The sequence below is a fragment of the Aeromonas sp. s5 genome (assembly GCF_040907865.1).
GTDB classification, from domain to species: domain Bacteria; phylum Pseudomonadota; class Gammaproteobacteria; order Enterobacterales; family Aeromonadaceae; genus Aeromonas; species Aeromonas dhakensis.
In genome coordinates this window covers 114,419-141,247 of sequence record NZ_JBFOCO010000014.1, presented here as the reverse complement: position 1 = coordinate 141,247, position 26,829 = coordinate 114,419, and the positions used below count along the sequence as shown (strand labels likewise).

Genomic DNA, 26,829 nt, shown 5'->3' with positions numbered 1-26,829 from the left:
CTCTGGGGGAGGATGCCTGATGAAGCGTCAGATCAACCTCTATGGCGCCGAGTTTCGGCCCAGACGGCAGTGGGCCAGCCTAAACCAGATGGCGCTGGTGTGGGGTGCTTGCGTGCTGGTACTGCTGTGCGCCGCCGCCGTCATCGGCTGGCAGCAGCACGGGGTCGAGCGCGAGCTGGCCCAGCTGCGGGCTGCGCTGGAGGTCAAACGCGGCGAGGCGCAGCGGCTGGATGCCGAGTTGGCCCGTCACCAGGCCGATGGCCTGCTGCAGCAACAGCTTGTCACCAAGCAGGAGGAGCTGACCGCCAAGCAGGGACTGATCACACAGCTGGGCAGCCTGGCGCTGCAAAAATCTAGGGGCTTTGCCGGGCTGATGGCCGATCTCTCCCGGATCCGGGATCCGCAGCTCTCCTTGCAGCGGATCGAGATCGCCGACGGGCGTGTCAATCTGTCCGGTTTCGCCGGCCGCAGCCAGGACGTGCCGGCCTGGGTCAACCGTTTCAAGCAGACCCCCAGTCTGGCGGGCAAGCAGTTTGGTGAATTGACCTTGAGCCGCGACAAGGAGGGCCGGCTGGCCTTCCAGCTCAGCGGCATCGAACGGGAGAAGCCCTGATGAGCCTGAAAGCGCAGTGGCAGGTCTGGGCGGACAAGCTGGCCGCCCTCAGCCAGCGTGAGCGGGTGCTGATCATGCTGACCGGCGTGGTGCTGGTCGGCTCTATCGCCACCTATGGCTGGCTGGATGCCGCCGTCGTGCGGCTGGAGCAGGATCGGCTGGCGCTGAGTTCTGCCCAGCGGGATCTGGAGATCATGGATCTCGAGAACCAGGGCAAGCAGGCCAGGCTGGCGCGGGATCCGGATCAAAACGTGCGCACCCAGCTGGTTGGCGTGGATGAGGAGATCGGCAAGCTGGATGCGGCGCTCAAGGCCCAGACGGTGGATCTGATCCAGGCCCACGAGATGCCTGAGGTGCTGGAGGCGCTGCTGTCGCGCTCCGCCAATCTGCACATGGTGGCGCTCACTTCGCTGGCGCCCGAGCCGCTGATGGCGGGCGAGCAGCGCATCAACCTGTTCAAGCACGGCATCCGCCTCAAGCTGGAGGGCGGCTATTTCGATGTCTACCAGTACCTCAAGGCGCTGGAGGCGCTGCCGCGCCACTTCTACTGGAAGCAGTTTGACTATCAGGTGCAGGAGCATCCAAGGGCCGTGGTGGAGATGGAGATCTACACCCTCAGCACCAGCAAGGAGTTCATTCGTGGCTAGATGGTTTCCCCTGTGGGCGTGTCTGTTCACCCTGCAGGCCCAGGCACAGACCGAGGTGTTGCAGGATCCCACCGCTCCCTTGAGCGGCGTCACCAGTGGCGCCAGTGCGACCGGTTCCCGCGAGGCCGGTCTACCCAGGCTGCAGAGCATCATGCTGGGCAACGGCCCGGCGCTGGCGGTGCTCAACGGCAGCAGCTATCGGGTCGGCCAGCAGGTCGAGGGCTATCGCGTGGTGGCCATCAGTGCAGATGCCGTGGTGCTGGAGAAGGGGGGCAAGCGCCAGTCGCTGACCCTGTTTGCCAGCAAGATCCGCATCTGAACGCGCTCCGTCCGGGATGGGCGGGGCCAGGTTTGTCGAGTTTAATTGCAAGTCAGGGCGCACTAATTACATGAAAAAACATCATCTCTGCCTGATTTCCGTGGCCGTGCTGACGGCAGGCTGTACCAGCTACCGCCACCCAGAACCCGTGCAGGCCAAGGACGCGCTTCGGCATGCCATGACCGAGCAGAGCAAGGCCGGCGCATTGACCAGCGTACCCAAGTCGGTACAGAGCGAACTGCTGCAACTGAACCGCCCGCCCCAGGCCATCAGCATGCCGGAGCCCAGGCTGCGCATCGCCGCGCACGACGTGGATGCGGTGGAATTTTTCGGCTCTCTGTTCAAGGGCTCCCGCTACAGCGTGGCGGTGCATCCCGGGGTGGCCGGCCAGATCTCGGTCGAGCTCAAGGACGTGACCCTGACCGAAGTGCTGGGGGTGGTGGGTGACATGTACGGCTTCGATGTGCAGCGCAAGGGCAACGTGTTTCACGTCTACCCGGCCGGGTTGCGTACCGAGACCATTCCGGTCAACTACCTGATGATGTCCCGGCGCGGCCTCTCCCGCACCTCGGTCAGCACCGGCGGGGTGACGGCCAACGACAGTAATGGCAACAGCAACAACTTCGACAATGCCAACAACAGCACCAATAACAACAGCACCAGCAACCGCTCCTCCAATGGCGGCTCGGGCAGTGACGGCAACGGCACCCGCATCGAGACCGACACCAACAGCGACTACTGGACCGATCTGCGCGATACCCTGCAGACCCTGATCGGCAGCGGCGACGGCCGCGCCGTCATTACCAGCCCGCAGGCTGGTCTGGTCACCGTCCGGGCCTATCCGAAGGAGCTCAAGGCGGTGCGCGAGTTCCTCAACCAGTCCGAGAGCCACCTCAAGCGTCAGGTGGTGCTGGAGGCGCGGATCCTGGAGGTGGCCCTGAACGAGGGTTACGAGCAGGGGGTGGACTGGAGCGGTCTCTCCGCCAGCTGGGATGGCAACAAGGGCATCACCGGCGGTGGTTCGGCAGCGCCTTCCCAACTGCCCATCACTCCCAACCAGGTCTTCAGTGCTCTGGGCGGTGGGGCCGGCTTCAAGATCTCCGACGGCAACTTCAACGTCGCAGTCAACCTGCTCAAGACCCAGGGGGATGTGAATACCCTCTCCAGCCCGCGGGTGACGGCGACCAACAACCAGAAGGCGGTGATAAAGGTAGGGACCGACGAGTATTTCGTCACCAACGCCTCCACCACCATCACCACCAACTCGTCCGGGGTGTCCGACAAGACCCCCAATGTGGAGCTGACCCCCTTCTTCTCCGGCATCGCGTTGGATGTGACGCCGCAGATCGACGAAGAGGGCAAGGTGCTGCTGCATATCCACCCCTCCGTCATCGATACCGAAGAGCAACAGAAGACCATCGACATGGGGACCACAGGTGGCAAGCTGCAACTGCCGCTGGCCAAGAGCTCGATCCGCGAGTCCGATACCGTGGTGCAGGCCAACAACGGCGACATCATCGTCATCGGCGGCCTGATGAAGACCGACAAGCAGGAGATCGTCAGCAAGGTACCGCTGCTGGGGGACATTCCCTGGGTTGGTGAGGCCTTCACCAACCGGCGCGAAAGCACCAAGAAGGTGGAGCTGGTGATCCTGCTCAAACCGACCGTGGTGGAGAAGGACACCTGGCAGAACGAACTGCAGCGCTCCTCCGAACTGCTCGACAAATGGTATCCCCCCAAGGGTTGATGGCATGAACGCGTATCAGGCTCTGTCCCCTGGTCTGGTGCTGCCGGGTAGTCTGTTGCAGACCACCCGGCCTTGGCGTGGGAGCTGACGACATGTACCTGAACCACTTCGGGTTGCAGGAGGCCCCCTTCGGCCTCACTCCCAACACCGGTTTCTATTACGGGCTGCCTCCGCACGAGGAGGCGCTGCAGGTGCTCAACTGGGCGCTGGCACAGGGGGAGGGCTTCATCAAGGTGACCGGCGAGGTTGGCACCGGCAAGACCCTGCTCTGCCGCAAGCTGCTGAGCGAGCTGGGATCCGAGGAGCAGCCGGTGCGTCTGGCCTGGCTGCCCAACCCCCATCTCACGCCGGCCGAGCTGCGCATCGCCCTGGCGCTGGAGCTGGGGTTGCCGGTGCGGGATCAGAGCGAGCTGGATCTGACCGACCGCATCCATCGCCACCTCATCAGCCTGCATCGGCAGGGGAGCCGGGTGGTGGTGCTGATCGACGAGGCGCAGGCGCTGCCGGACGAGACGCTGGAGGCGATCCGGCTGTTCGGCAACCTGGAGACCGAGTCGAGCAAGCTGCTGCAGATAGTGCTGTTTGGCCAGCCCGAGCTGGATAGCCGGCTGGCCAAGCCCCATCTGCGCCAGCTGCGCCAGCGGATCGGCTTCTCCTATTGCCTGCGGCCGCTGCGGTTCGACGAAACCCGGGCCTATCTGGAGCACAGATTGCACATCTCCGGTTATCGCGGGGCCCCGCTGTTTGGTGGGTCGGCCCTGCGCCAGCTATGGCGCGCCTCGCGCGGCATCCCGCGGCTCATCAATATCCTGGCGCAGAAATGCCTGATGCTGGCCTATGGTCAGGGGGCGCGCCAGATCGACGGCCGGCTGGTGCGACTGGCCGTGCGCGACACCGATGACGCTCGCCGCTTCGTGTCGCGGTGCTGGTGGCCACTGCTGTTGCTGCTGGGCTGCGCCCTCGCCTATGGAGTCTGGCAATGAGCGTGATCAATCAGATGCTCAAGGATCTGGAACAGCGCCAGCAGGGGGGCGAGGGGGCCGTCTATGTGCCGCCCGTCCGCCAGCAGGGCTGGTGGATGTTGCTGCTGACCCTGATCTGCGGGCTGGCCCTCGGCATTCTGGGCTGGCGTACCTGGATCTACTGGCAGCAGAGCCAGCGGGTCGCCGAAACCCACCAGTTGCAGACGACCGGCGAGCCCAAACCGGACGCCGTTGCCCGCGCCGTTCTCGCACCTGTGCCGGCCAGTGCAGAACAGGAGCCGGTGGATCAGGTGGTGACGCTGCCGACCCCGCGCCAGCTTGCCCCATCGCCGGCCGCCGAGCCGCAACAGGCGCCGGCTGCGCAGGAAGAAGCTGTCGCCGACGAGGCAGACGTAGCGGCCATCGACGAGGAGGGGCCAAGCGATGAGGAGCTGCAACCCGACCTTTATGCCGAACTGGCGGCGGAGCAAGAGGCCCCCGCGGCCGCGCCGCGCAAGCCCGGCGTGCTCAAGATAGAGACGGTCAACCTCTCCGAGGCCGAACTGGCCACCCTGGCCGAGCGCAAGGCCACCACCGCCATGGCCAAGGGCCAGCTGCGCGATGCCCAGGACAACTACTATCAGGTGCTGGCCCACGACCCGCACAATCAGGGGGCGCGCGAACAGCTGGCGGGTCTGCTCTACGGCGAGGGGCGGCTGAGCGAGGCGAGCCAGCTGCTGGAGGAGGGGCTCAGGCTCGATCCGGGGCAGGCGGATTTTCGGCTGTTGCTGGCGCGGCTCGCCATCAGTGGCGGTGATCAGCGCAAGGCGCTGGATTGGCTGACCGGCTACCGACCGGATCTCGCCAGCAATCTGGACTATTACGCCACCTGGGCCGGGCTCAGCCAGGAGCTGGGCCAGCACACCGAGGCGGCGGATCTCTATGTGAAATTGTTGCGCCAGCAGCCGGATCAAGGCCGCTGGTGGCTCGGGCTCGGCGTGGCCGAGGATGGGCAGGGCCACAGCCAGCGGGCGCTGGACGCTTATCGCAATGCCCAGTTGCACGGCAACCTGGGCGAGGCCTCGACCAGCTGGCTTGAACAGCGTATTGCCCAGCTCGCCCCCTGACGGGCGGCCGGGATCACTTTTTTGGAGTTTGCATGGCACAACCCAGACTGAAAATGCGCCTCGGCGACCTGCTGGTACAAGAGCAGATCATCTCGGATGATCAGCTGCAGCTCGCCCTGCAGCAGCAGCGTCAGACCGGCCGCAAGCTGGGCACCACCCTGATCGATCTCGGCTTCATCAGCGAGGTGCAGCTGCTGCAGTTCCTCGCCCGCCAGCTGGACGTGCCCTTCTTCGATCTCAACAACCTCACCATAGATGCGTCGGCGGTGCCGCTGCTGCCGGAAGTGCAGGCGCGCCGCTACCGGGCGCTGGCGGTCAACCTCACCGACAACAGGGTGACGGTGGCCATGTCGGATCCGGCGGACCTGAGCGCCCTCGACGCCATCGCCGCCCTGCTCAGTCCCCGCGAGATGGTGCTGGCGGTGGCCCGGGAAGGGCAGCTGCTGGAGTATTTCGACCGCCTCTATCGCCGCACCCGCGAAATAGAGAGCTTCGCCGAGCAGCTGCACGAGGAGTATCAGGACGCCGGCTTTGAGCTCGGCTCCAGCAACCTGGGGGCCGGTGACGAGGGGGAGGCGACGGTGGCCAAGCTGCTGCGCTCCCTGTTCGAGGACGCGGTGCAGGTGGGGGCCTCCGACATTCACATCGAGCCGGACGAGAAGGTGCTGCGCATTCGCCAGCGCATCGACGGTATCCTGCACGAGAACATATTGAGCGAGGTGCGCATCGCCCAGGCGCTGGTGCTGCGGCTCAAGCTGGTGGCTGGCCTCGACATCTCCGAGAAGCGGTTGCCGCAGGATGGCCGCTTCAACATGAAGGTGCGCGGCCGCGACGTGGATGTGCGGATGTCGACCATGCCGGTGCAGTACGGCGAGTCCGTGGTGATGCGGCTGCTGGACCAATCCTCCGGCATCCTGTCGCTGACCGAGACCGGCATGCCGCCGGAGATCCTGACCCGCTTCCGGCGCCAGCTCAAACGGCCCCACGGCATGATCCTGGTGACGGGCCCCACCGGCAGCGGCAAGACCACCACCCTCTACGGCGCCCTCTCCGAGCTCAACCAGGCCAGCCAGAAGATCATCACGGTGGAAGATCCGGTGGAATACCGGCTGCCCAGGGTCAATCAGGTGCAGGTCAATCCCAAGATCGGGCTTACCTTCTCCCACGTGCTGCGCTCCACCCTGCGCCAGGACCCGGACATATTGCTGGTGGGGGAGATGCGGGACAACGAAACGGTGGAGATCGGCCTGCGCGGTGCCATCACTGGCCACCTGGTGCTGACCACGTTGCACACCAACGACGCCGTCACCAGCGCCCTGCGCCTCATCGACATGGGGGCGCCCGGCTATCTGGTGGCGAGTGCGCTGCGGGCCGTGGTGGCCCAGCGGCTGGTGCGGCGGGTGTGCGAGCACTGCGTGGAGGAGAAGGCGCCGGACGAGGGGCAGGCCACCTGGCTGACCGTGCTCTCCGGCGAAGCGCCGGGGGCACACGTCTACCACAAGGGACGCGGCTGCCAGAGCTGCAACTTCACCGGCTATGCCGGCCGGATCGGGGTGTATGAGTTGCTGGAGCTGGATCAGCCCATGATGGATGCCCTGCGCCGCAACGACGCCGAAGGGTTTGCCAGGGCGGCGCGGGAGCACGAGCACTACCGACCCCTGGCCCTGACGGCGCTCGACTATGCCCGCCAGGGGATCACCTCGGTGGACGAGGTGCTGAGACTGGCCGAGGATCTGGGGTAAGTGATGACCAACTTCATCGGCAGTGAATGGGGCCGGCTGGCGCGAGGCACACCATGAGCAGCTTTGCCTACAAGGGGCGCGACAGCCAGGGCAATGCCGTCAGCGGCGTGGTGGACGCGGCCAACGAGATGGCCGCGGCCGAGCAACTGATGCGTCGCGGCGTGATGCCGACCGAGTTGAAACCCGGCAAGGCGAAGGCGGCCGCCCTCGACTGGTCCCTGTTGCTGGAGCGGGGCGTGCGGCTGGACGAGCTGGTGGTGTTCAGCCGCCAGATGTATGCCCTGACCCGGGCCGGCATCCCCATCCTGCGCGCCATCGCCGGGCTGGAGGAGAGTGCCCACAGCAAGCCGCTCAAGCGGGCGCTGCACGCGCTGGGGGAGGATCTGGGCAACGGCCGGCCGCTGTCGAGTTCGATGCAGGCTCACCCCAGGGTGTTCAGCAGCCTGTTCGTGGCCATCATCCACGTGGGGGAGAACACGGGTCAGCTGGAAGAGGCGTTCTTGCAACTGGCCAACTATTTCGAGCTGGAGCTGGAAACCCGCAAGCGGATCAAGACCGCCATGCGCTACCCCAGCTTCGTGCTGATTGCCATCGGCATCGCCATGGTGATCCTCAACATCATGGTGATCCCGGTCTTTGCCGGCATGTTCGCCAAATTTGGCGTCGAGCTGCCGCTGGCGACCCGGATCCTGCTCGCTACCTCCCACTTCTTCGTGCACTACTGGTGGGTGATGCTCGGCGTGCTGCTGGCCATGGTGTTTGGCTGGCGGCACTGGGTCAGCACGGTCAAGGGCAAGCTGACCTGGCACAGATGGCAGCTCAAGTTGCCGATCGTCGGCACCATCATAGAGCGCTCCCTGCTGGCCCGCTTCGCCCGCAGCTTCTCCATGATGCTCAAGGCCGGGGTGCCGCTCAACACGGCGCTGAGCCTGGTGGCCGACGCGGTGGACAACGCGCACATGGCGGGGCGGATCCGCGACATGCGGGCCGGCATCGAGCGGGGCGAGAGCCTGCTGCGTACCGCCGGGGCCAGCGGCCTGTTTACCCCGCTGGTGATGCAGATGATCGCGGTGGGGGAAGAGACCGGCCAGGTCGATGATCTGCTGCACGAGGCGGCCGAGTATTACGAACGGGAGGTGGATTATGACCTCAAGAGCCTCACCGCCCGGATCGAGCCGATCCTGATCGGGATCGTGGCGGTCATGGTGTTGATCCTGGCGCTGGGTATCTTTACGCCCATGTGGGACATGATGCGGGCCGTACGCGGCAAGTAACCGGTATCTCTACGGTCAATGGGGCATGCCGTGCGTGGCAGGTAAGCCGGTATCTTTACCGTCACTGAGGCGGGGCATGATGCAGGCGGTGCGTGGCAAATAACCGGTCAACGAGGCGGGATATGATGCGGGCGGTGTGGATAAGCGGCAGAGCGTGGAGCGAGACGGGTGAGTCGACAGTCACAACAGGATGAGCACTGGCTGGGAGGCTATCGGCGACTGGCCGCGGTGATCCTGTTGCTGATCATAGTGGCGACCCTGGCCCGGAGCTATCTTGTCCATCGGGAGGAGGCGCTGGCAGTCAGCCTGACCCTGCTGGGGGAGCAGTTTGCCGAGCGAGCCCAGCGCCTGCACGGACTCTGGCTCGAGCAGCGACGACCGGCCCTGTTGCACGTCGACGGGGTGGCCTGGCAGTTTGATGCGCGGGGCTGGCCGCTGGGTAGCGGTGACCCGCTGACGCCCTCCGAGCATTGCCGCTGGCTGTGGGATCGGCTCATCGGCGCAACGGCCTCGACCCAGCCGCCGGTGCAGGCCCTGGCGAGCCTGGATGGCACCGGATGTGAGTTCGGCTTGGAACCTAATTGGCTGATTTATCACTTTTCTGACGGCAGAGTGCTGGAAAAGCCCTGAATGAGGCTTTTTTTGCGAGCCAGCTAAATGATTTTTTTGTATCTACATGAAATAATGTGGGTTATTACGGAGGGTTCATGACAACAACGCGACTGGTTCCAAAATATGCCGGTGTGGCGAGCCCCCATCGGGCAGCGGGTTTCTCGTTGATCGAACTGGTGATCGTCATCGTCATCCTGGGGATCCTGGCGGTGACGGCCTTGCCCCGTTTTCTCGATGTGACCGACGAGGCCAAGAAGGCCAGCGTGGAGGGGGTCTCCGGCGGGTTTGCTACTGGCGTATCGCTGGTGCGGGCCCAGTGGGAGGCCGAAGGGCGTGCCAAGCAGGACAGCCTCAATACCGTGCTCTATGACGGCTCCCGCTTCTACCTGACCACGCCGACCGATACCCAGGTCAGCAATGGCGAGCTGTCGCCCGGCTATCCCATGGATACTTCGGCGGGCGGTGGCATCGACGTGGATCCGGCCAACCTGACGGCCCCGCGCTGTCTCAAGATTTGGGAGGGTCTGCTGCAGAACCCGCCCAAGGCTACCACCAGCTTCAGCGAGGTGCGTGGTAGTGGCAATGACCTGAAATACTATGTCAGTGTGACCAATAACGGCCTGGACTCGGTCTGCCGCTACTATCTGGTCAATAGTTTGAGTAAGGGTAGTGATGGCAAGTATCAGGATCCGCAAGGCAGTACTGATGCATTCATGAGTTTCAGTTACCGTCCGGCTTCCGGTCAGGTGACCACCAACATTAATTGACAGAGGAAAACAAGATGAAAAAACAGGCGGGTTTTACCCTGATCGAACTGGTCATCGTGATCATCATTCTGGGTATCCTGGCAGTGACCGCTGCACCCAAGTTCCTGAATCTGCAGGATGATGCCAGAACGTCCACCTTGAAAGGTGTTGCTGGTTCCTTGAACTCTGCTGGTGCCATGGTTTACAGCAAGTCAGTTCTCAAAGGGAAAGACAAAGAAAGCACTGCTTACGACCTGGATCTGGGCAATGGAAAAACAGTTTCTACGCTGTTTGGCTACCCGGTTGCGACCTCTGCTGCGCTGTCAACTGTTGTTGAGTTGAATAGTACTGAATGGGCGTTTTCCGCACCGACTGGTTCTAGTCCTGCCGCCATCAAAATTTTCCCGAATGGCGTATCTACCACTTCTACCACTTGCTTCGTGACTTACACCGAGGCAACGTCGACTTCAGTACCGACAGCGGTGACCACTGACTGCAATTAATACAATGTTCGGATGAGCAGAGAGAGGTTCTCTCTGCTCATTTTTGATGGGTAAAAATGGTATGCGATCTATTTCAATGAGCAGACTTGGCTTTACCCTGATTGAACTGGTTATCGTGATCCTGTTGCTCGGGATTCTGGCCGCCTTTGCCGTGCCCAAATGGCTGGGCAAAGGCGGCGTTGAAACCCAAACCCTGCGTGATGAGCTGCTGACCCGGCTGCGGTTGGTGCAGACAATCAACATGCATGAACCCGCCGACCGCTGTACCCAGCTGGTGGTGGAGGCTTCCCGTTTTGCCCATATCACGCTGGCGGCGACCGGGGCTGGCTGTCCGGCCCCCGGCCTCATGGCCGGCTGGAGCGACAATCAACGCACCCGTGGCCGTCTTGTCACTCCTTCCGCCGGTATGGCGGTCTCCCTCAATAACGCCAGCAGTTTCGTGCTGCGCTTCGATCAGATGGGCAGGCCGCTCGGGGGTTGTGCCACGGGCTGCACCCTGCGGGTCAGCGATGGCCAGGAGACGGGCGGCATCAAGATAGAGTCGGAGGGCTTCATTCATGAGAGCCCCTGATCGCGGTTTTACCCTGATTGAGCTCATCGTCGGCATAGTGCTGCTGGCGGTGGCCTTGACCGGCATCCTGGGTCTGCTCGTCAACCAGGCCCCCAGCGCGGTGGATCCGGTGCAGCAGGTGCGGGCGGCTCAGCTGGCCCAGCGGCTGGCCGGCGAGATCCAGCAAAAGTCGTTCGACGAGCAGTCGGATCACAATGGCGGTCGTTATCGCTGTGGTGAAGTGGTGGCCGGTGTCACCATTGCGGCCTGCTCGACCCGCTACGGTCCGGATGGTGAACCCACCCCCTATGCGTTCAACGACGTGGACGATTTCGATACCGCCGGCAACTGGCAGGATGCCAGTTTCTACACCCAGAGCGGCGGCATCATCGCCAGCGACGAGTATCGCAACTATCAGGTCAGGATTGCGGTGAGTCCGGTCGACTTCAGCGATGGCACCTTCAAAAGCTGTGCGTCCCCCTGTTCGGTGGGCAAGCGCATCGATCTGCAGATCAAACTGCCGGATGAGAGCGTGCTCGACTTCTCCTTCTATCGGGGCAACTACTGATGCGGACGGCGGGCGGTTTTACCCTGATCGAACTGGTGATGGTGATCCTGCTGCTGGGGATCATGGCCACCTTCGCCAGCCAGTTCATCGGCATCGGCAGCCAGATCTACGGGGATGCCAGCAGCCGCGAGCAGCTGATGAGCGATGCCCGCTTCGCCATGGAGCGGCTCAACCGCGAGGTACGCAATGCGTTGCCGGGTTCGGAGCGCATCGAGACGCTGGATGGCAGCTGGAGCGACAGCGGTCCCTGCCTGCGCTTCTGGCCCATCAGCACCTCCAGCCGTTACATCGCCCTCAACCGGAATGTGTCCGGCAGCACAACCACCCTTGAATTGGTGATGGCTACCCCTGCCTCGGCCGTCGATCCCTTAAGCCCGGATGCCAGTGCAGTCACGGTGGGGGATCTGCTGGCCGTCTTCCCGCTGCCCGATGCCAACCAGCCTGCGCTCAGCAATGGTTGCGAGTACGGGCGCTGCGTCGCCAGGGTCACCGAAGTGCTGGCTCCGGTCTCGGGGGCACAGACCCTGCGCTACGCAGCGACCGAGAGTCTGGCCGGTCTCTCCCCTGGTAGCCGGGTCTACTTTGCCCGCGAACAGGTACGCTATTGTGTGCAGGCAGGGTCCATGTACCGCGCAAGCATGGCGCTGAATGGTACAAGCGCGGCCATGCCGCTGGGGATCCTGATGGCCGACGCCCTGCGGGCCGGCTCTTTCTACCGGGAGGCCACGGCCTTCAACAGCGAAGGGGAGTTCGGCGTGCGGCTGGTGTTCGAGCGCAAGGGGGAAGCGGTCACCTTCAACCACAAGCTGGGGGTGTTCAATGTTCCCTGAGCGGCGCCAGAGCAAGAAGATGGGGGGCAGTGCCCTGCTGATCGCCCTGTTCGTGATCGTGGTGATGGCCATGCTGGCGGCGGTCATGGGGCGTTTTCTGCTCGACAGCAGCGAGAAGAACACGGTGGAGGTGCGCAGCGTGCGCGCCCTGCTGGCGGCCCAGAGCGGGCTGGAGCTGGCGCTCTATCGACTGTTCCCCAACCGGACGGCGGCCCAGCCCCAGCCACCGGCACAGTGCGAGCCCAGCAGGACGATCAGTTTCGCCGGCAACCCCGGGCTGGTCGACTGTCAGGCGGTGGTGCAGTGCCGCACCCTGGCGACCAGCTACAACAACGTGACGAGCACCGGCTATCGGCTCGAGAGTGTCGGCACCTGCGGTTTGCGCAATGACCTGACCAGTGCCAGTCCAGACTTCAGGGTGAGTCGCACCCTGATGGTCGAAGCGTACGACGGAGGCTGATGATGAAATGGTTGTGGGCGCTGGCCCTCTTCACTAGCCAGGTCTGGGCCTTCGATCCCATCGATACCGGCACCTTCTTTCCGGCCGTGGTGCAGGGTCATCATGACGACAACAACGATGTTTGCCACCAGATCAGCGGCTATCAGCTGAGCCAGCTCAACAACGCCAAGATCAACGGTACCGGCGGGTTGCCGCTCAACTTCTGCTCTATCCAGCCGGATCAGAACAATACTCCCCGTTGCGATAACGGAGCGGGTGGCTACAAGGTCTGCACCGTCACCGGCAGCGATATCCGCGGCCTTGCGCTGACAGGTAACAACAAGTTCCCGACCATAGCTGCCAGCAATGACCTGACTTGCTCATCAGGCGCTCAAACTGCCTCCAACGCTGCCTATCGCACCATGAAAGTGGACGGCTGCACCATGACCTTCCCCAGTCGCAGCTCGTATCAGATCAAGACCCTGACTCTGCTTAACAAGGCGACTCTGATACTGGGGGACGGTGACTATTTCATCGACAAGTTGAATATCGACAACGTGACCATTCGCCTCTCCGGTAGCGGCACAACCCGGATCTTTGTCAATCAGGACGTCACCCTGCTCAATACGGTCAGCGTAAACAGCAATGGTCAGGGGAGCCTTGTCTGGGTTAGCTACGGCAACATGGTGCTCGATAACGCCACCACATTTTATGGCTATCTCTACACCGACGGCCGTTTGACCATGAACAACAATGCCACCGTCTATGGCAGGGTAACGGCCCGCTACCTGACCATGGATGCCCAGTCCAGCATCAACGACTACTCGGTGCCGCCGCCGTTGACCTGCTTTACCGACGATTTCGACAGCGGCCAGATCAACCCGGACAGCTGGGTGGTGGCCCAGCGCAACAACAGTACCCTGCCATCGGTACAGAATGGCCGCCTGCGACTCACCCAGAACGTCACCGATCAGGCCACCTCGGCGACCTTCCAGCGCCTCTTTCCGGGGGCCGGCAATCTGGTGACGATCGAATTCGATCAATACGCCTACAAGACCTTCGGTTCGAGCGGGGCCGACGGCATGGCGGTGGTGCTCTCCGATTCGACCCTGACGCCGCAGCCGGGAGCCTTCGGCGGCCCGCTGGGCTATGGCTACAAGACCGGGATCAGCGGCTTTGCCGGCGGCTGGCTCGGGGTCGGGCTCGATGAGTACGGCAACTATGCCAACGAGGGGGGAAGTACCAACCTGGGGTCGCGGCCGCAGGCGGTCTCCATCCGCGGCTCCGGGTCTGGCACCTCAGGCTACAACTATCTCGCCGGTACCGGCAGCTACCTGAGCCCGACCGTCGACAGCGGCACCAACGGCAACCGGCCCCATCGCTATCGCATCACGGTCGACTCCCGGGTGGCTGGCAGCTCGCTGGCCACGGTGGAGCGGGATACCGGGGCTGGTTACAGCGCCCTGATCGGCCCCCTCAACATGGCGAGCCAGGCCGGTCAGGCGGCTGTGCCTGCCAATTTCCTGCTGTCGCTGACCGGCTCCACCGGCTCGGTGACCAACTACCACGAGATAGACAACGTGCGGATCTGCGCCCTGCGATCCAGCCCGGTGGGTACCCAGATCGATCACTTCGAGTTCGATCACAGCGGCAATGCGCTGACCTGCAACCCGGAAACCCTCACCATCCGGGCCTGTGCCAACCCGGATTGCAGCGTGCTGATCACCGATCCGGTCAGCGCGACCCTGCTCCCCACCACGACGACCAGCGGCGGCTGGGTCGGGGGCAACGTAGTCAACTTCAGCGGCGGCAGCACAACATTGCAGCTCAGAAATACTACGGCAGGCGCGGTCACCGTGGGGGTCAGCGGTTCGACGCCCTCGACCAAGCCGCTCAGCACCACCCTCTGCCGCTCGGGTGGCGGGGCGCTGAGCAGCGCCGCCTGCACCCTCACCTTTGCCGACAGCGGCTTCATCTTCGATGTGCCCGACACCTACTCGAACCAGCCGCAGACGGTGGCCATCAAGGCGGTCAAGAAGAGCGACGTGACCAAGCAGTGTGTGCCGGGGTTTGCCAACCAGAGCAAGAGCATCAAGTTCTGGAGCAGCTATGTCTCGCCCGCCAGCAACATCTACAACAGCAGAATGAGCGTCAACAACAGCGTGATCGGCACCAGCCAGGGCAATGCCACTGCGCTCTCCCTCAGCTTCGATGCCCAGGGGCAGTCGAGCATGACGGTCACCTATCCGGATGCCGGCAAAGTTCAGCTGGATGCTCGCTACGACGGCACCGGCAGTGAAGCTGGCCTGGTGATGCTGGGCTCGGATGCGTTTGTGGCGCGGCCGGTGGGGCTCTGCATCACGACCGCAGCGGCAGCATGTACGGGCAGCTATGCCAGCTGTCCGATCTTCAAGAAGGCGGGGGAATCATTTCAGGTCGACATCAAGGCGGTGGCCTGGGAGTCAGCCAACGACGGCGACATCTGCACCGGCAATCTCGCGACCCCCAATTTCTCGCTCAGCGGCATCGCCCTGAGCAATACCCTGGTGGCGCCGACGCCGGGCAGTACCGCCAGTCTGGGTAAAACCAGTTACGACCATGGCGCCGCGGCCAACGGGACGACCAGCATGGAACAGAGCGTCAGCGAGGTGGGGGTGTTCAGGCTGACGGCGACCCCACCGACCAATGGCTACTTCAATACCACAGTCCCGCCGAGCCAGAGCCAGCCGGTGGGCCGCTTCATCCCGGCCGACTTCGAGCTGGTGAGCGGCGACATAGTACCGGCCTGCGATCTCTTCACATATATGGGGCAGCCCTTCGGGGTTGCGTTGGATGTGCGCGCCCGCAACCTGGCCGGTGCCCAGACGGCAAATTACACGGGGGATTTCGCCAAGGGTAGTGCGTTTATCACCGTGGCCAACGACAAGGATGGCAAGACCTTGTCGAGCCGCCTGCGCAGCCTGCAGCCGCTGCCATGGCTCGATGGACGAGCCACCTTTACTGGCAGCAGCGAGTTTGTTCGCGTGTCTGACGTCCAGCCGGATGGCCCCTACAAGTCGCTGCTGTTTGGCCTCTACATGCGGGATAACGATGGTGACAGAAGCCTGATCGCCATGCCCAATTTCAACGATGGGGTGGTGGGTGACTGCAGTGGTGGCAGTTGCAACGCCCGCCTGATCGACACAGTGCCGATGCAGGTCTATTTCGGCCGGCTGCTGGCGAAGACCGAGACAGGGGTGGCATCGGCCGCCTTGGCCGTGGCGCAGCAGATGCAGTATTACGAGGCCGGTGGCTGGCAGCAAAACAGGCTGGATCAATGCACCCTGCTGTCGCTGGCCAATCAGGGCTTCAGCTTCTCGGGCGCAGGCCAGAGCCTCGATACAGCCAGCAGCGAGCTCAACATAGGGGGCAATCGCAAGATAAAGCTAGGGCTGGGCAGCTCGCCACCAGGCGGCATGGCGGCGGTGGCCAAAGATGGCGAAATCCTGCTGCAGTTTGGCAAACCCGAGATAGCGGTGCGCATTCCGTACCGGGTGGAGCTAGTGAAACAGCCGACACAACCACTCTGGCTGTCGGATCCCCAGACCCTGCAGGGGGAGGCCATTTTCGGCTCAAGTCGCGGTAATGACAGAATTATTTATCGGCGCGAAGTGATGCATTGAGCGGGGCTGCGGGGGCGCTGGCTGGCCGCCGACCCCCTATCCCCTTGTTTATTAGCGTTTGCCGGCTTGTGCGGGTGAGTGATGACTCGCATTTTTGTCGCGCCCGATGGGCTGGCGACAGTTTGAGCGCTTGCCGATTGGGGTGGGCATTGGTAAAGTTAGCCGGTTTTCTGCACCTCCAAATTCTTAGGATTTCCCGTAGCCATGTTCAAAAAGCTCAGAGGCGTCTTTTCCAACGATCTGTCGATCGACTTGGGAACTGCCAACACCCTGATCTATGTAAAAGATCAAGGGATCGTCCTTAACGAACCCTCAGTTGTCGCCATTCGCCAAGAGCGCGGGAACGCCAAATCGGTCGCTGCTGTCGGTCATGCCGCCAAGCAGATGCTGGGTCGTACCCCGGGTAACATCTCCGCCATTCGCCCGATGAAAGACGGCGTGATCGCCGACTTCTACGTGACCGAGAAGATGCTGCAGCACTTCATCAAGCAGGTTCACGACAACAACTATTTCCGCCCCAGCCCGCGTGTGCTGGTGTGCGTACCGTGCGGCTCCACCCAGGTGGAACGTCGCGCCATCAAGGAATCCGCTCTGGGCGCCGGCGCCCGCGAGGTTTACCTGATCGATGAACCCATGGCTGCCGCCATCGGTGCCGGCCTGCCGGTCTCCGAAGCGACCGGCTCCATGGTGGTGGACATCGGTGGTGGTACCACCGAAGTGGCCATCATCTCCCTGAACGGTGTGGTTTACTCCCAGTCCGTCCGCATCGGCGGCGACAAGTTCGACGAAGCCATCATCAGCTACGTGCGCCGCAACTACGGCAGCCTGATCGGGGAAGCCACCGCCGAGCGCATCAAGCACGAGATCGGCTCCGCCTATCCTGGCGAAGAGGTGCGCGAGATCGAAGTGCGTGGTCGCAACCTGGCCGAAGGTGTGCCGCGCAGCTTCACCCTGAATTCCAACGAGATCCTGGAAGCGCTGCAAGAGCCGTTGTCCGGCATCGTCTCCGCCGTGATGGTGGCGCTGGAGCAGTCTCCGCCCGAGCTGGCCTCCGACATCTCCGAGCGCGGCATGGTGCTGACCGGTGGTGGTGCCCTGCTCAAAGATATCGACCGTCTGCTGATGGAAGAGACCGGTATCCCTGTGGTGGTGGCCGAAGATCCGCTGACTTGCGTGGCCCGTGGCGGCGGCAAGGCGCTGGAGCTGATCGATATGCACGGTGGCGATCTGTTCCACTACGAATAAGACCCAAAGCCGGCCAGCGTGCCGGCTCTTTTTTGACGACCCATGAAACCCATTTTTGGTAGAGGCCCTTCGCTTCAGTTACGGTTGTTTCTCGCCGTCATCATCTCTATTGCTGCCATCGTAGCGGACTCTCGCTTCGGTGTGTTCAGCCACGTCCGCGTCTACCTCAGCTCACTCGTCAGCCCGCTGCAATACATGGCCAATGCGCCAGGTACCCTGCTCGATACCATGTCGACCCAGGTGCAGACCCGGGCCGGCCTCATCGAGCAGACCAAGCAGCAGGAACAACAGCTGTTCACCCTGCGTTCGCGCCTGCTCAAGATGGATCATCTGGAGCACGAGAACCAGCGTCTGCGCGAGCTGCTCGGTTCGCCGGTGCACAAGGAGTCCCGCAAGATGGTGGCCGAGCTGCTGTCGGTGGATTCCGACCCCTTCAGCCATCAGGTGCTGATCAACAAGGGGGCGCTGGACGGTGTCTACAACGGCCAGCCGGTGATCAACGATCAGGGGGTGATAGGTCAGGTGCTGCACGTGGGCTCCACCACCAGCCGCGTCCTGCTCATCACCGACTCCAGCCACGGCATCCCGGTGCGGGTGCTGCGCAACGACTTGCGTGCCATTGCCTCCGGCAGCGGCGAGCTCGACAAGCTGGAGCTGCGCAACCTGCCGCGCAACACCGACGTGCAAGTCGGTGATCTGCTGGTCACCTCGGGCCTCGGCGGCCGCTTCCCGGAAGGGTATCCGGTGGCGACCGTGACCCGCTCCGACTACGTGGAGGGCAAGCCCTTCGCCCAGGTCGAGGCCAAACCGCTGGTAGCGCTGGACCGCCTGCGCTATCTGCTGCTGCTGTGGACCGACAAGAAACCGGAAGTGCATGACGATGAAGAGGCCCCGGCTACCGCGCCGGCGCCTTCTGCTGCGGGAGCGACGCGCTGATGTTACAACCCGCCAGCGGCAGGATCTGGATCTGGATCTCGATCCTGCTGGCCTTGAGCCTGTCGATCCTGCCGCTTCCTTTCCAACTCGAACCCTTCCGGCCTGACTGGCTCGCCATGGTGCTCATCTACTGGGCACTGGCGTTGCCGTACCGGACCAACGTCGGCACCGCCTGGGTGGCGGGCCTGCTGCTGGACGTGCTGCTCGGTAGCACCCTCGGCGTGCGGGCCATGGCGATGGCCATCACCACCTATCTGGCGGCGTTCCAGTTCCAGAAGATCCGTAACTTCTCCCTCTGGCAACAGGCGCTGATCATCGGCTGCCTCTCGCTGGTGGGCAAGGTGACCATCTTCTGGGCCGAGCACCTGTTCAGCCGGGCCAGCCTCAATTTCGCCTACTTCTGGTCGACCCTGAGCACCATGCTAATATGGCCCTGGGTTTTTCTGGTCTTGCGCAAGGTGCGCTGGCGCTTCAATATCAAGTGAATGTGAGTAAAAACAACTAATTGTAACCGTACCTCATCTCATCAAGCGATTATGAACAAGCACAACGAACTGCAACTCTATCTCGCCTCGGGCTCACCCCGCCGCCACGAACTGCTGACCCAGCTGGGTTACCGTTTCGAAGTCCTCAAGCTGGATGTGCCGGAGCAGCGGGAAGAGGGTGAAAAGCCCCAGGATTACGTGTGCCGGCTGGCACGCGACAAGGCGATGGCCGGCGTGGCCGCCGCGCCCACGGCGCTGCCGGTATTGGGGGCCGACACCATAGTGGTGCTGGGTGACCGGGTGCTGGAGAAGCCTTCCGATCTGCTCGATGCCAAAGACATGCTGGAAGCGCTCTCCGGCAAGGTGCATCAGGTAATGACGGCGGTGGCGCTGGCCACTCCGGAGCGCTGCGACGTGCGGCTGGTCACCACCAACGTGGCCTTTCGCAAGCTGGACGAGGCCGAGATCGAGGCTTACTGGCGTACCGGCGAGCCGTGCGACAAGGCCGGCGCCTATGCTATCCAGGGCATCGCCGGCAAGTTCGTCAGCCGCATCGAGGGGAGCTACAGCGCCGTGGTCGGCCTGCCCCTGCTGGAAACGGATCTGCTGATCAAGCATCATCTGGAACAGGTCCGCTAATCCCGTCGCCGCCTTGGTCAGCACCGCCCGCCTCGCTGGCCGGCATGGTATTCGAACAGGGCGGCCAGAATTTGAAGCCATCACAGGCAAGGCATAGGTCGGTGACAACCGCCGGCTGTTTCTTACTGCGTTACTCACCGGTTGCGCGCCGGTTTGGCTGCCAGAATTTAAAACTAGAAAGGCAAGGTAACTTATGTCGGTAGAACTGCTGGTAAACGTCACCCCCTCCGAAACCCGGGTCGCCCTGGTCGAGAACGGTCTGCTGCAGGAAGTGCACGTGGAGCGTCAGGCCAAGCGTGGCATCGTGGGCAACATCTACAAGGGCAAGATCAGCCGGGTGCTGCCCGGCATGCAGGCGGCCTTCGTCGACATCGGCATGGACAAGGCGGCCTTCCTGCACGCCTCCGACATCGTCCCCCACACCGAGTGTGTGGCGGTGAAGGAGAAGGAGCAGTTCCAGGCCGGCAACATCGCCGAGCTGGTGCGTCAGGGGCAGGACATCATGGTGCAGGTGGTGAAAGATCCGCTGGGCACCAAGGGCGCCCGCCTCACCACCGACATCACCCTGCCGTCCCGCTATCTGGTGTTCATGCCGGGCAGTGCTCATGTGGGGGTCTCCCAGCGCATCGAATCCGAGGCGGAGCGCGAGCGCCTCAAGCGCACCGTGGCTGGCTATGTGGACGAGCTGGGCGGTTACATCATCCGCACCGCCGCCGAAGGGGTGGGTGAGCAGGAGCTGGAGCAGGATGCCGCCTTCTTGAAGCGCCTGTGGCGCAAGATCCTGGAGCGCAAGCAGAAGTATCCCCCCTGCAAGATCCTCTACGAGGATCCCAGCCTGGCCTTTCGGGTGGTGCGTGACTTCGTCGGCGCCGAGCTCGACAAGATCCGGGTCGACTCGCGCCAGAGCTTCGATCAGCTCAAACGCTTCACCGAGGAGTACGTGCCTGAGCTGGCCGGCAAGCTGGAGTACTACTCCGGCGAATCCCCCATCTTCGATCTCTACGATGTGGAGAACGAGATCCAGCGCGCACTGGAGCGCAAGGTGGAGCTCAAATCCGGCGGCTACCTCATCATCGACCAGACCGAAGCCATGACCACGGTGGACATCAACACCGGGGCCTTCGTCGGCCATCGCAACCTGGAAGAGACCATCTTCAACACCAACGTCGAGGCGACGGCGGCCATCGCCCGCCACCTGCGCCTGCGCAACCTCGGCGGCATCATCATCATCGACTTCATCGACATGCAGTCCGAGGATCACCGCCGGCGGGTGCTGCACAGCCTGGAGCAGGCGCTGTCGAAGGACCGCGCCAAGACCAACGTCAACGGCTTCTCCCAGCTCGGCCTGGTGGAGATGACCCGCAAGCGTACCCGCGAGAGCCTGGAGCATGTGCTCTGCTCCGAGTGCCCCGAGTGCAAGGGGCGCGGCCGGGTCAAGACGGTGGAGTCGGTCTGCTTCGAGATCCTGCGGGAGATCATCCGGGTCAACCGGGCCTACGACGCGGATCAGTTCACCGTCTATGCCGCCCCGGCGGTGGCCGACTATCTGCGGGGCGAGGAGTCCCACAGCCTGGCCGAACTGGAAGTGTTCATCGGCAAGCAGGTCAGGGTGGTGAGCGAGCCCCTCTGCGGGCAGGAGCAGTTCGACGTGGTGATGATGTAATTGGTCTATCGCTGGCTGAGTCGGGGCTGGTTGGCCCTCGGGGTCTTCTTCGTGCTGCTGGCCATCCTGGTCAGTCTGGTGCGCGTTGGCGGCCCCTTGCTCAATCAGCACAGACAGGCGCTGCTCGATACCCTGCTGGCCGACAGCAAGCTGGAGGCTAGCGTCGATCGCATCGGGCTGGACTGGACCCAGCGCGGCCCGGCCCTCGAGCTGCAGCAGCTGGTGATCGCGCCGAATTCGGGCCGCTTCGCCCTGCGCCTTGGCAAGGTGTGGGCCCACCTCGACTTCTGGCGCTCCCTCAACGAACTCAAGCCGGTATTCGGCCAGCTGATCCTGAGCGATGGCGACATAGCGCTGGATTTGAGTCAGCCTGCGGAGCCGGAAACCGGCGACGGCAGCGACCAGCAACAGGCGTTGCTGCGCTTTCTGCTGACCCAGCTCTCCACCTTCGATATTCACGACACCCGCCTCAGCCTCACCACGGCGCTGGGGGAGGTGCGGGCCCTCGACATCGCCCAGCTGCGCTGGCAGAACCGCGGCAAGCGCCACCAGGGGGTCGGCAAGGCTTACCTCATCAACGGGGTGGGCGAGAGCACCCTCGATCTCATCGTCGATGTGGATGCCCCCCAGGTGCGGCTCGACCGGCTCAAGGGCCAGCTCTATCTGGGGGCCCGTCAGCTCGACATCAGCCCCATGCTGGCGCGCACCCATGCCGGGGAGCCCAAGGTGAGCGGCCAGCTCGACTTCCAGCTCTGGAGCGAGTTCAAGGCCGGTCAGCTGGGGGATTCGCTGCTGGCGTTTGGCGACAACTACCTGATCTGGCAGGATGAAAAAAAACAGGGTGACCTGCACCGGCTCGGGCTGCAGGGGGGCAAGATCCAGCTGCGCCGGGACGGCAAGGAGTGGCAGTTTGCCAGCCACGACGTCACCTTCAAGCTCGACGGCAAGCCCTGGCTGCACAGCCGGTTGCAGCTCGAGCGAGTCGGCGATCGCATCCAGGGCTATGTGCCGGCCATCGATCTGGACCAGATCGCCAACCTGAGTCAGCTGGTGTCGGGGATCTATCCCGAACTGACCGAGACCCTCAAACGCACCCGTCCGACCGGCAAGATAGAGGATCTGATCCTGCAGGCGGATGCCGGCTGGCAGGGGCTCTCCGTCAGCGGCCAGCTCTCCCACATCCGGGTCAACGCCTGGCGCGACGTGCCCGGCGTGCGCGATCTCAACGGCGAGTTCTGGCTCACTCCGACCGGCGGCAGTGCCAGGCTGCAACTGGCAAACGATGCCATAGATCCGGCCCGCCACTTCAAGGAGCCGATCCCCGTCGATCGCTTCTCGGCGCGGCTCGACTGGTGGCAGGTGCCGCAGGGCTGGGTGCTCTATGGCCAGGATCTGGTGCTGGACAACCCGGACTTGAGCCTCGCCAGCCGCTTTCGGCTCGAGCTGTTCGAGCACCCCTTCCTCGCCCTGACCGGCCGCATCGACGTCAAGAATGCGGCCAACGCCGATCGCTACTATCCGCTGCAGGTGATGGACAAGAGTCTGGTGGACTACCTGAGCGGGGCCATCAAGGGGGGCAAGGCCAAGGGGGCTGACCTGCTCTGGTATGGCGAGTTCCGCGACTTCCCCTATAGCAAGGGCGAGGGCATCTTCCAGGTGGCGGTGCCGCTCAAGCAGGCCTCCTACGAATTCTTCCCCGGTTGGCAACCGCTTACCGACCTGCAGATCGATCTGCTGTTCCAGAACGCCAGCCTCGACATGAACAGCCGCGCCACCCGGCTCGGCAAGGCCAGCTCCGACTCGGTGCATGCCTGGATCCCGGATCTCTACCCGGGGGCCCACCTCTACGTGGATGCCAAGGTGGAGGGCGAGGGCAAGGCCATCAGCGACTACCTGCAGGACTCGCCGCTCGGCGGCTCGGTCGGTCAGGCGCTGCGGGAGGTGGAGATCCGCGGCCCCATGAAGGGCTCGGTGAAGCTGGATATTCCGCTGGATGGCGAGAGCGAGGTCAAGGCCAGCGGCGACGCCCTGTTCAGCAACAACAAGGTGCGGATCACCAGCCTGGATCTGCCACTGGAGCAGGTGCAGGGGCGGCTCGAGTATGACAACGAGCAGACCCGCTTCAGCAACCTCAAGGCGAGCCTGTGGAACCAGCCGCTCACCCTCGATTATCAGGGCCGCCAGCAGCCCAATCGCTATCAGGTCGATCTCAAGTTCAAGGGACAGTGGGACAGCCGCCGCCAGCGCCAGGACATCCCGGCGCTGGCCATCCTCAAGGGGCGCAGCAACTGGGCCGGCAGCCTGGGGCTGACCCTGCCAAACGATCAGCCGTTCAGCTTCCAGCTGGCGCTGGACTCCAACCTGCAGGGCATGGGACTGGATCTGCCCGCACCGCTCGCCAAGGCGGCCGACAACCGGCTGCCGCTCAAGGTGACCGCCCGCGGCCGCGACGGCAGTGCCGACATTCGCGCCGTGCTGGGGGCCGACGTCGACATGCAGAGCCGGCTGGTGTACGGCGACGGCGTGCCCTACCTCAGCCGGGTGCGGGTGGACGTGGGTCAGCCCGGTGCCCGGGTGCTGCGCGACCGGCCCATGCTGCTCGCCATCAACCAGCAGCAGGCCGACGTGGCCGGCTGGCTGGCCCGCCTCAAGCAGTGGCTGCCGGTCAGTACGGCGCCGAGCGGCAATGCGGTGGTGGGCCCCGCCTTCTTGCCGCAGGAGTGGTGGGTGGACGGCCAGCTGGCCCGCGCCGACATCGGCAGCGCCAACCTCAAGGCGGTGCACTTCACCGTGGGACCGGTCAATCAGGCCACCGAGGTGATGATCGACAGCCCGGACGTGATGGGGGTGGTACGCCTGCCGGTCTCCGATCGCCAGCCCATCGATGCCAAGTTCGCCCGTATCTACTGGTCCGGCAAGAGTTCGGATCTGAGCCCGGATCCCGATGCGAGACAGGACAAGGCCATCATGGATGCCATCCCCTGGCTCACCTTCAGCTGCGTGGATTGCCGCTTCGGTGAATTGCCGCTGGGCGAGGTGAAGGGGGAGCTGATCCCAGGGGCCGACAAGTTGAGCCTCAAGGGGCTGGAGATGCGGCTGGCGGGCAGCCAGCTGAGCGGCAGCGCCGAGTGGCTGGCCGGGGCGGACGGCATGCAGACCCGTGCCCGCGCCCACATCAGCAGCAACAACAGCGAGCTGCTGCTCAAGCGGCTCGGCTACACCTCGCCCATCGGCGATGCACCCGGCAAGATGGCGCTGGACTTGAGCTGGCGCGACGTACCCTACCGGCCGAACCTGCCGACCCTAGCCGGCAAGGTCGACTACCAGCTGGAAGGGGGCACCCTGCGCGAGGTCAACGACAAGGGGGCGCGACTGCTCTCCCTGCTCAGCCTCGACTCATTGCTGCGCAAGCTGCGCCTCGATTTTCGCGACGTGTTCGACAAGGGCTTCTACTTCGAGTCCATGTCGGCCTCCGCCAGGATCAAGCAGGGGGTGGTGGAGAACGACGACTTCTACATGAAGGGGGCGGCCGGCAACCTGCGCGGTGAGGGCATCGCCGATCTGGTGCGCTGGCGGCTCGACTACGAGCTGAGCTTCTCGCCGAACCTGGGCGGCACCCTGCCGGTGGTGGCGGCCTTCTCGCTGACCCCGATCACCGGGCTCTACGTGCTGGCGCTCTCCAAGCTGCTGGAGCCGGTGGTGGACGTGGTCACCCGCATCGATTTTCGGGTCTCAGGCCCGCTCGACGATCCCAAACTGATCGAGGCGGGGCGCAACCGGGCCCGCATCAAGCTCAACCAGCAGCAGAAGGAGGCGGTCGACGCCGTGGCCCCCAACCTGCCGGCGCAGGAAGTAACCCCCTTCCTGCTCAGCCCCAAGCACGCCGGCCCCGCCCAGCGCTGAGCGGGCGGCCCGGCACCATCACAAGGAGTGAGCCATGATCCGACATATCCTGCTGATCGCCTTCAAGCCGGGCACCCAGCCTGAACAGATAGACGCGGTGCGCGCCGCCTTTCTCGCCATCCCCCATCAGGTCAGCGGCGTGCTGGCGGTGGAGTGGGGGCGGGATGACAGCCCGGAGGGGCGGGCCGAGGGCTTCACCCACAGCGTGCTGATGACCTTTGCCGACGAGGCGGCCCGCCAGCGCTATCTGCCCCACCCGGATCACGATGCCCTCAAGGCCATCTTCCGCCCGGTGCTGGAGCGCATCATAGTGCTGGATTACACCCTGCAGGCCGGCGATGTGGTCACGCTAGGACCGCAGTCATGATGGACGAGGCTCGTTGGGCCAAGATTCCACCGCTTCAGTTCGCACTGCTGCAGGCAGTGGTGGAACATGGCAAAGCCCATCCCGCTATTGCTGCCGGGGTGGTAGTTGGCTCGCTTGCCAAGGGCACGGCTGACCGGGTATCCGATGTCGATGTATTGCTGCTGGCCGAACCGGGCTTTCATCAGCATGGGGAAGCACTGGTACGTTCCATCGTGGGCGAACGTGCGGTGTTCCACTGCTGGCAAGGAAGACATGAAGATGTCTGTTCCTACTGGCGTTATATCTTCCTGGATATGTCCAGCATCGAGATCCATATCCTTGATCGCGATGCCGGTTTTCCGCTTGCCAAGCCTTACTTGCCTCTTTTTGATAAAGCCCATTCGCTATCGGCACTGGAGGTCGCGGGGCCTGCTCCCAGCCATTGGGATTTCCCTGCCTACATGGGAGACGGTGATGGTCTGGTGTGGGAGCTGTTCGACTGCCTCAAATGGGCGGAACGGGGCCAACGGGGATTAGTCAGGCATCATCTGCGTAAACTGTTGGCAGAGATGGATAAAGACCCGAATATTGTGGATCGCGAGTAACGTGGACAAGGAGAGAACCATGTGGTTAGCCGCAATACAGCTGGTATCGGGCCGTCACTGGCAGGATAACCGGGAGCAGATCGCCGCCGAGCTGGCCCTGTTGCCCAGGGAGCGGCCGCTGCTGGTACTGCTGCCGGAGAACTTCGCCCTGTTTGGTGAGCGACAGGGCTATCTGGACGGGGCCGAGACCATAGGTCCCGCTCTGGGCGGAGCAGCGCCGATCCAGCAGCAGCTGGCCGAATGGGCCCGTGACTACGGTATCTGGCTGGTGGCCGGGGCCATGCCGACCACCATCGCCGGTTCCGACCATATCCACACCAGTACCCTGGTGTTCGACCCCAGCGGCGAGCGCAAGGGCCACTACCACAAGATCCACCTGTTCGACGTGGATGTGGCGGACAATCACGGCCGCTACCGGGAGTCGGAGACCTTCAGCCCCGGCGAGGAGCCTGTGCTGGTGGACTCCCCGTTTGGTCCCCTCGGCCTCTCTATCTGTTATGATCTGCGCTTTCCCGAGCTGTACCGCCGGCTGGCCCGCGCCGGCGCCCGCGTGCTGCTGGTGCCTGCCGCCTTCACCGCCGTGACCGGCGAGGCGCACTGGGAGCCGCTGCTGAGGGCCCGCGCCATCGAGAACCAGTGCTACGTGGTGGCCGCCAATCAGGGCGG

25 protein-coding genes are annotated in these 26,829 nt (G+C 63.7%); all 25 read left to right on the top strand.

The features are described from left to right. The first annotated feature begins 19 nt into the window (after positions 1–19). The gene (locus AB5Y94_RS10010; protein ID WP_368205433.1) at positions 20–613 is read left to right on the top strand and encodes a PilN domain-containing protein; all 594 of its coding nucleotides are present in this window, start codon (positions 20–22) and stop codon (positions 611–613) included. Then, complete coding sequence (locus AB5Y94_RS10005; protein WP_368205432.1) at positions 613–1,260, top strand: MSHA biogenesis protein MshJ; 648 nt, start codon at positions 613–615, stop codon at positions 1,258–1,260. The genes AB5Y94_RS10010 and AB5Y94_RS10005 overlap by 1 nt, the downstream gene beginning before the upstream one ends. Then, positions 1,253–1,579, top strand: coding sequence for an MSHA biogenesis protein MshK (locus tag AB5Y94_RS10000; RefSeq protein WP_267996359.1), 327 nt, complete (start codon positions 1,253–1,255; stop codon positions 1,577–1,579). The genes AB5Y94_RS10005 and AB5Y94_RS10000 overlap by 8 nt, the downstream gene beginning before the upstream one ends. A 70-nt stretch (positions 1,580–1,649) precedes the next feature. After that, complete coding sequence (gene mshL / locus AB5Y94_RS09995; protein WP_368205431.1) at positions 1,650–3,326, top strand: pilus (MSHA type) biogenesis protein MshL; 1,677 nt, start codon at positions 1,650–1,652, stop codon at positions 3,324–3,326. A 92-nt stretch (positions 3,327–3,418) separates the two neighbouring features. After that, the gene (gene mshM, locus AB5Y94_RS09990; protein WP_017778491.1) at positions 3,419–4,309 is read left to right on the top strand and encodes an MSHA fimbrial biogenesis protein MshM; all 891 of its coding nucleotides are present in this window, start codon (positions 3,419–3,421) and stop codon (positions 4,307–4,309) included. Beyond that, a complete protein-coding gene (locus AB5Y94_RS09985) occupies positions 4,306–5,415 on the top strand; it encodes a tetratricopeptide repeat protein (RefSeq protein ID WP_362817215.1) in 1,110 nt (369 codons plus the stop codon). Before mshM ends, AB5Y94_RS09985 begins: the two co-directional genes overlap by 4 nt. A 32-nt stretch (positions 5,416–5,447) precedes the next feature. Beyond that, complete coding sequence (mshE, locus tag AB5Y94_RS09980) at positions 5,448–7,157, top strand: MSHA fimbrial ATPase MshE (RefSeq protein ID WP_017778493.1); 1,710 nt, start codon at positions 5,448–5,450, stop codon at positions 7,155–7,157. Between the two features lie 53 nt (positions 7,158–7,210). Then, complete coding sequence (mshG, locus tag AB5Y94_RS09975; protein ID WP_010635376.1) at positions 7,211–8,431, top strand: MSHA fimbrial biogenesis protein MshG; 1,221 nt, start codon at positions 7,211–7,213, stop codon at positions 8,429–8,431. Between the two features lie 168 nt (positions 8,432–8,599). Continuing rightward, positions 8,600–9,061: a hypothetical protein gene (locus tag AB5Y94_RS09970; protein ID WP_017778495.1), complete on the top strand. Its 462-nt coding sequence runs from the start codon at positions 8,600–8,602 to the stop codon at positions 9,059–9,061. Positions 9,062–9,138: 77 nt separating this feature from the next. After that, the gene (gene mshB / locus AB5Y94_RS09965) at positions 9,139–9,810 is read left to right on the top strand and encodes an MSHA fimbrial major subunit MshB (RefSeq protein WP_005308090.1); all 672 of its coding nucleotides are present in this window, start codon (positions 9,139–9,141) and stop codon (positions 9,808–9,810) included. Between the two features lie 14 nt (positions 9,811–9,824). After that, complete coding sequence (locus AB5Y94_RS09960) at positions 9,825–10,292, top strand: prepilin-type N-terminal cleavage/methylation domain-containing protein (protein ID WP_005308091.1); 468 nt, start codon at positions 9,825–9,827, stop codon at positions 10,290–10,292. Positions 10,293–10,368: 76 nt separating this feature from the next. Continuing rightward, a complete protein-coding gene (locus AB5Y94_RS09955) occupies positions 10,369–10,863 on the top strand; it encodes a type II secretion system protein (RefSeq protein ID WP_025202354.1) in 495 nt (164 codons plus the stop codon). Further along, complete coding sequence (locus AB5Y94_RS09950) at positions 10,850–11,410, top strand: prepilin-type N-terminal cleavage/methylation domain-containing protein (RefSeq protein ID WP_005308094.1); 561 nt, start codon at positions 10,850–10,852, stop codon at positions 11,408–11,410. The genes AB5Y94_RS09955 and AB5Y94_RS09950 overlap by 14 nt, the downstream gene beginning before the upstream one ends. Continuing rightward, positions 11,410–12,240 (top strand): PilW family protein, encoded by an 831-nt coding sequence (locus tag AB5Y94_RS09945; protein WP_208201084.1) that lies wholly within the window; start codon positions 11,410–11,412, stop codon positions 12,238–12,240. Before AB5Y94_RS09950 ends, AB5Y94_RS09945 begins: the two co-directional genes overlap by 1 nt. Further along, positions 12,230–12,700 carry a hypothetical protein gene (locus AB5Y94_RS09940; protein ID WP_010635369.1) on the top strand — a complete coding sequence of 157 codons (471 nt, stop codon included), beginning with the start codon at positions 12,230–12,232 and terminating at the stop codon, positions 12,698–12,700. Before AB5Y94_RS09945 ends, AB5Y94_RS09940 begins: the two co-directional genes overlap by 11 nt. Further along, on the top strand, positions 12,700–16,341 hold the full coding sequence (locus AB5Y94_RS09935; RefSeq protein ID WP_368205430.1) for a DUF6701 domain-containing protein: 3,642 nt from the start codon (positions 12,700–12,702) through the stop codon (positions 16,339–16,341). The genes AB5Y94_RS09940 and AB5Y94_RS09935 overlap by 1 nt, the downstream gene beginning before the upstream one ends. A 204-nt stretch (positions 16,342–16,545) precedes the next feature. Next, entirely contained in the window at positions 16,546–17,586 is a 1,041-nt protein-coding gene (locus AB5Y94_RS09930; protein WP_005308111.1) for a rod shape-determining protein, read from the top strand. A 42-nt stretch (positions 17,587–17,628) separates the two neighbouring features. Then, on the top strand, positions 17,629–18,522 hold the full coding sequence (mreC, locus tag AB5Y94_RS09925) for a rod shape-determining protein MreC (RefSeq protein ID WP_005308113.1): 894 nt from the start codon (positions 17,629–17,631) through the stop codon (positions 18,520–18,522). Beyond that, the gene (gene mreD, locus AB5Y94_RS09920; protein ID WP_368205429.1) at positions 18,522–19,007 is read left to right on the top strand and encodes a rod shape-determining protein MreD; all 486 of its coding nucleotides are present in this window, start codon (positions 18,522–18,524) and stop codon (positions 19,005–19,007) included. Before mreC ends, mreD begins: the two co-directional genes overlap by 1 nt. A 51-nt stretch (positions 19,008–19,058) precedes the next feature. Then, positions 19,059–19,646, top strand: coding sequence for a nucleoside triphosphate pyrophosphatase (locus AB5Y94_RS09915; protein WP_010635366.1), 588 nt, complete (start codon positions 19,059–19,061; stop codon positions 19,644–19,646). 193 nt (positions 19,647–19,839) lie between these two features. After that, a complete protein-coding gene (gene rng, locus AB5Y94_RS09910) occupies positions 19,840–21,309 on the top strand; it encodes a ribonuclease G (RefSeq protein WP_005308119.1) in 1,470 nt (489 codons plus the stop codon). Then, entirely contained in the window at positions 21,310–25,212 is a 3,903-nt protein-coding gene (locus tag AB5Y94_RS09905; RefSeq protein ID WP_368205428.1) for a YhdP family protein, read from the top strand. 34 nt (positions 25,213–25,246) lie between these two features. Continuing rightward, the gene (locus AB5Y94_RS09900; RefSeq protein ID WP_201989522.1) at positions 25,247–25,579 is read left to right on the top strand and encodes a Dabb family protein; all 333 of its coding nucleotides are present in this window, start codon (positions 25,247–25,249) and stop codon (positions 25,577–25,579) included. Next, on the top strand, positions 25,576–26,163 hold the full coding sequence (locus AB5Y94_RS09895; protein WP_054543927.1) for a nucleotidyltransferase domain-containing protein: 588 nt from the start codon (positions 25,576–25,578) through the stop codon (positions 26,161–26,163). The genes AB5Y94_RS09900 and AB5Y94_RS09895 overlap by 4 nt, the downstream gene beginning before the upstream one ends. Positions 26,164–26,182: 19 nt before the next feature. Further along, positions 26,183–26,829, top strand: a 647-nt coding sequence (locus AB5Y94_RS09890) for a carbon-nitrogen hydrolase family protein (protein ID WP_368205427.1), incomplete at its 3' end; no start/stop codon positions are given.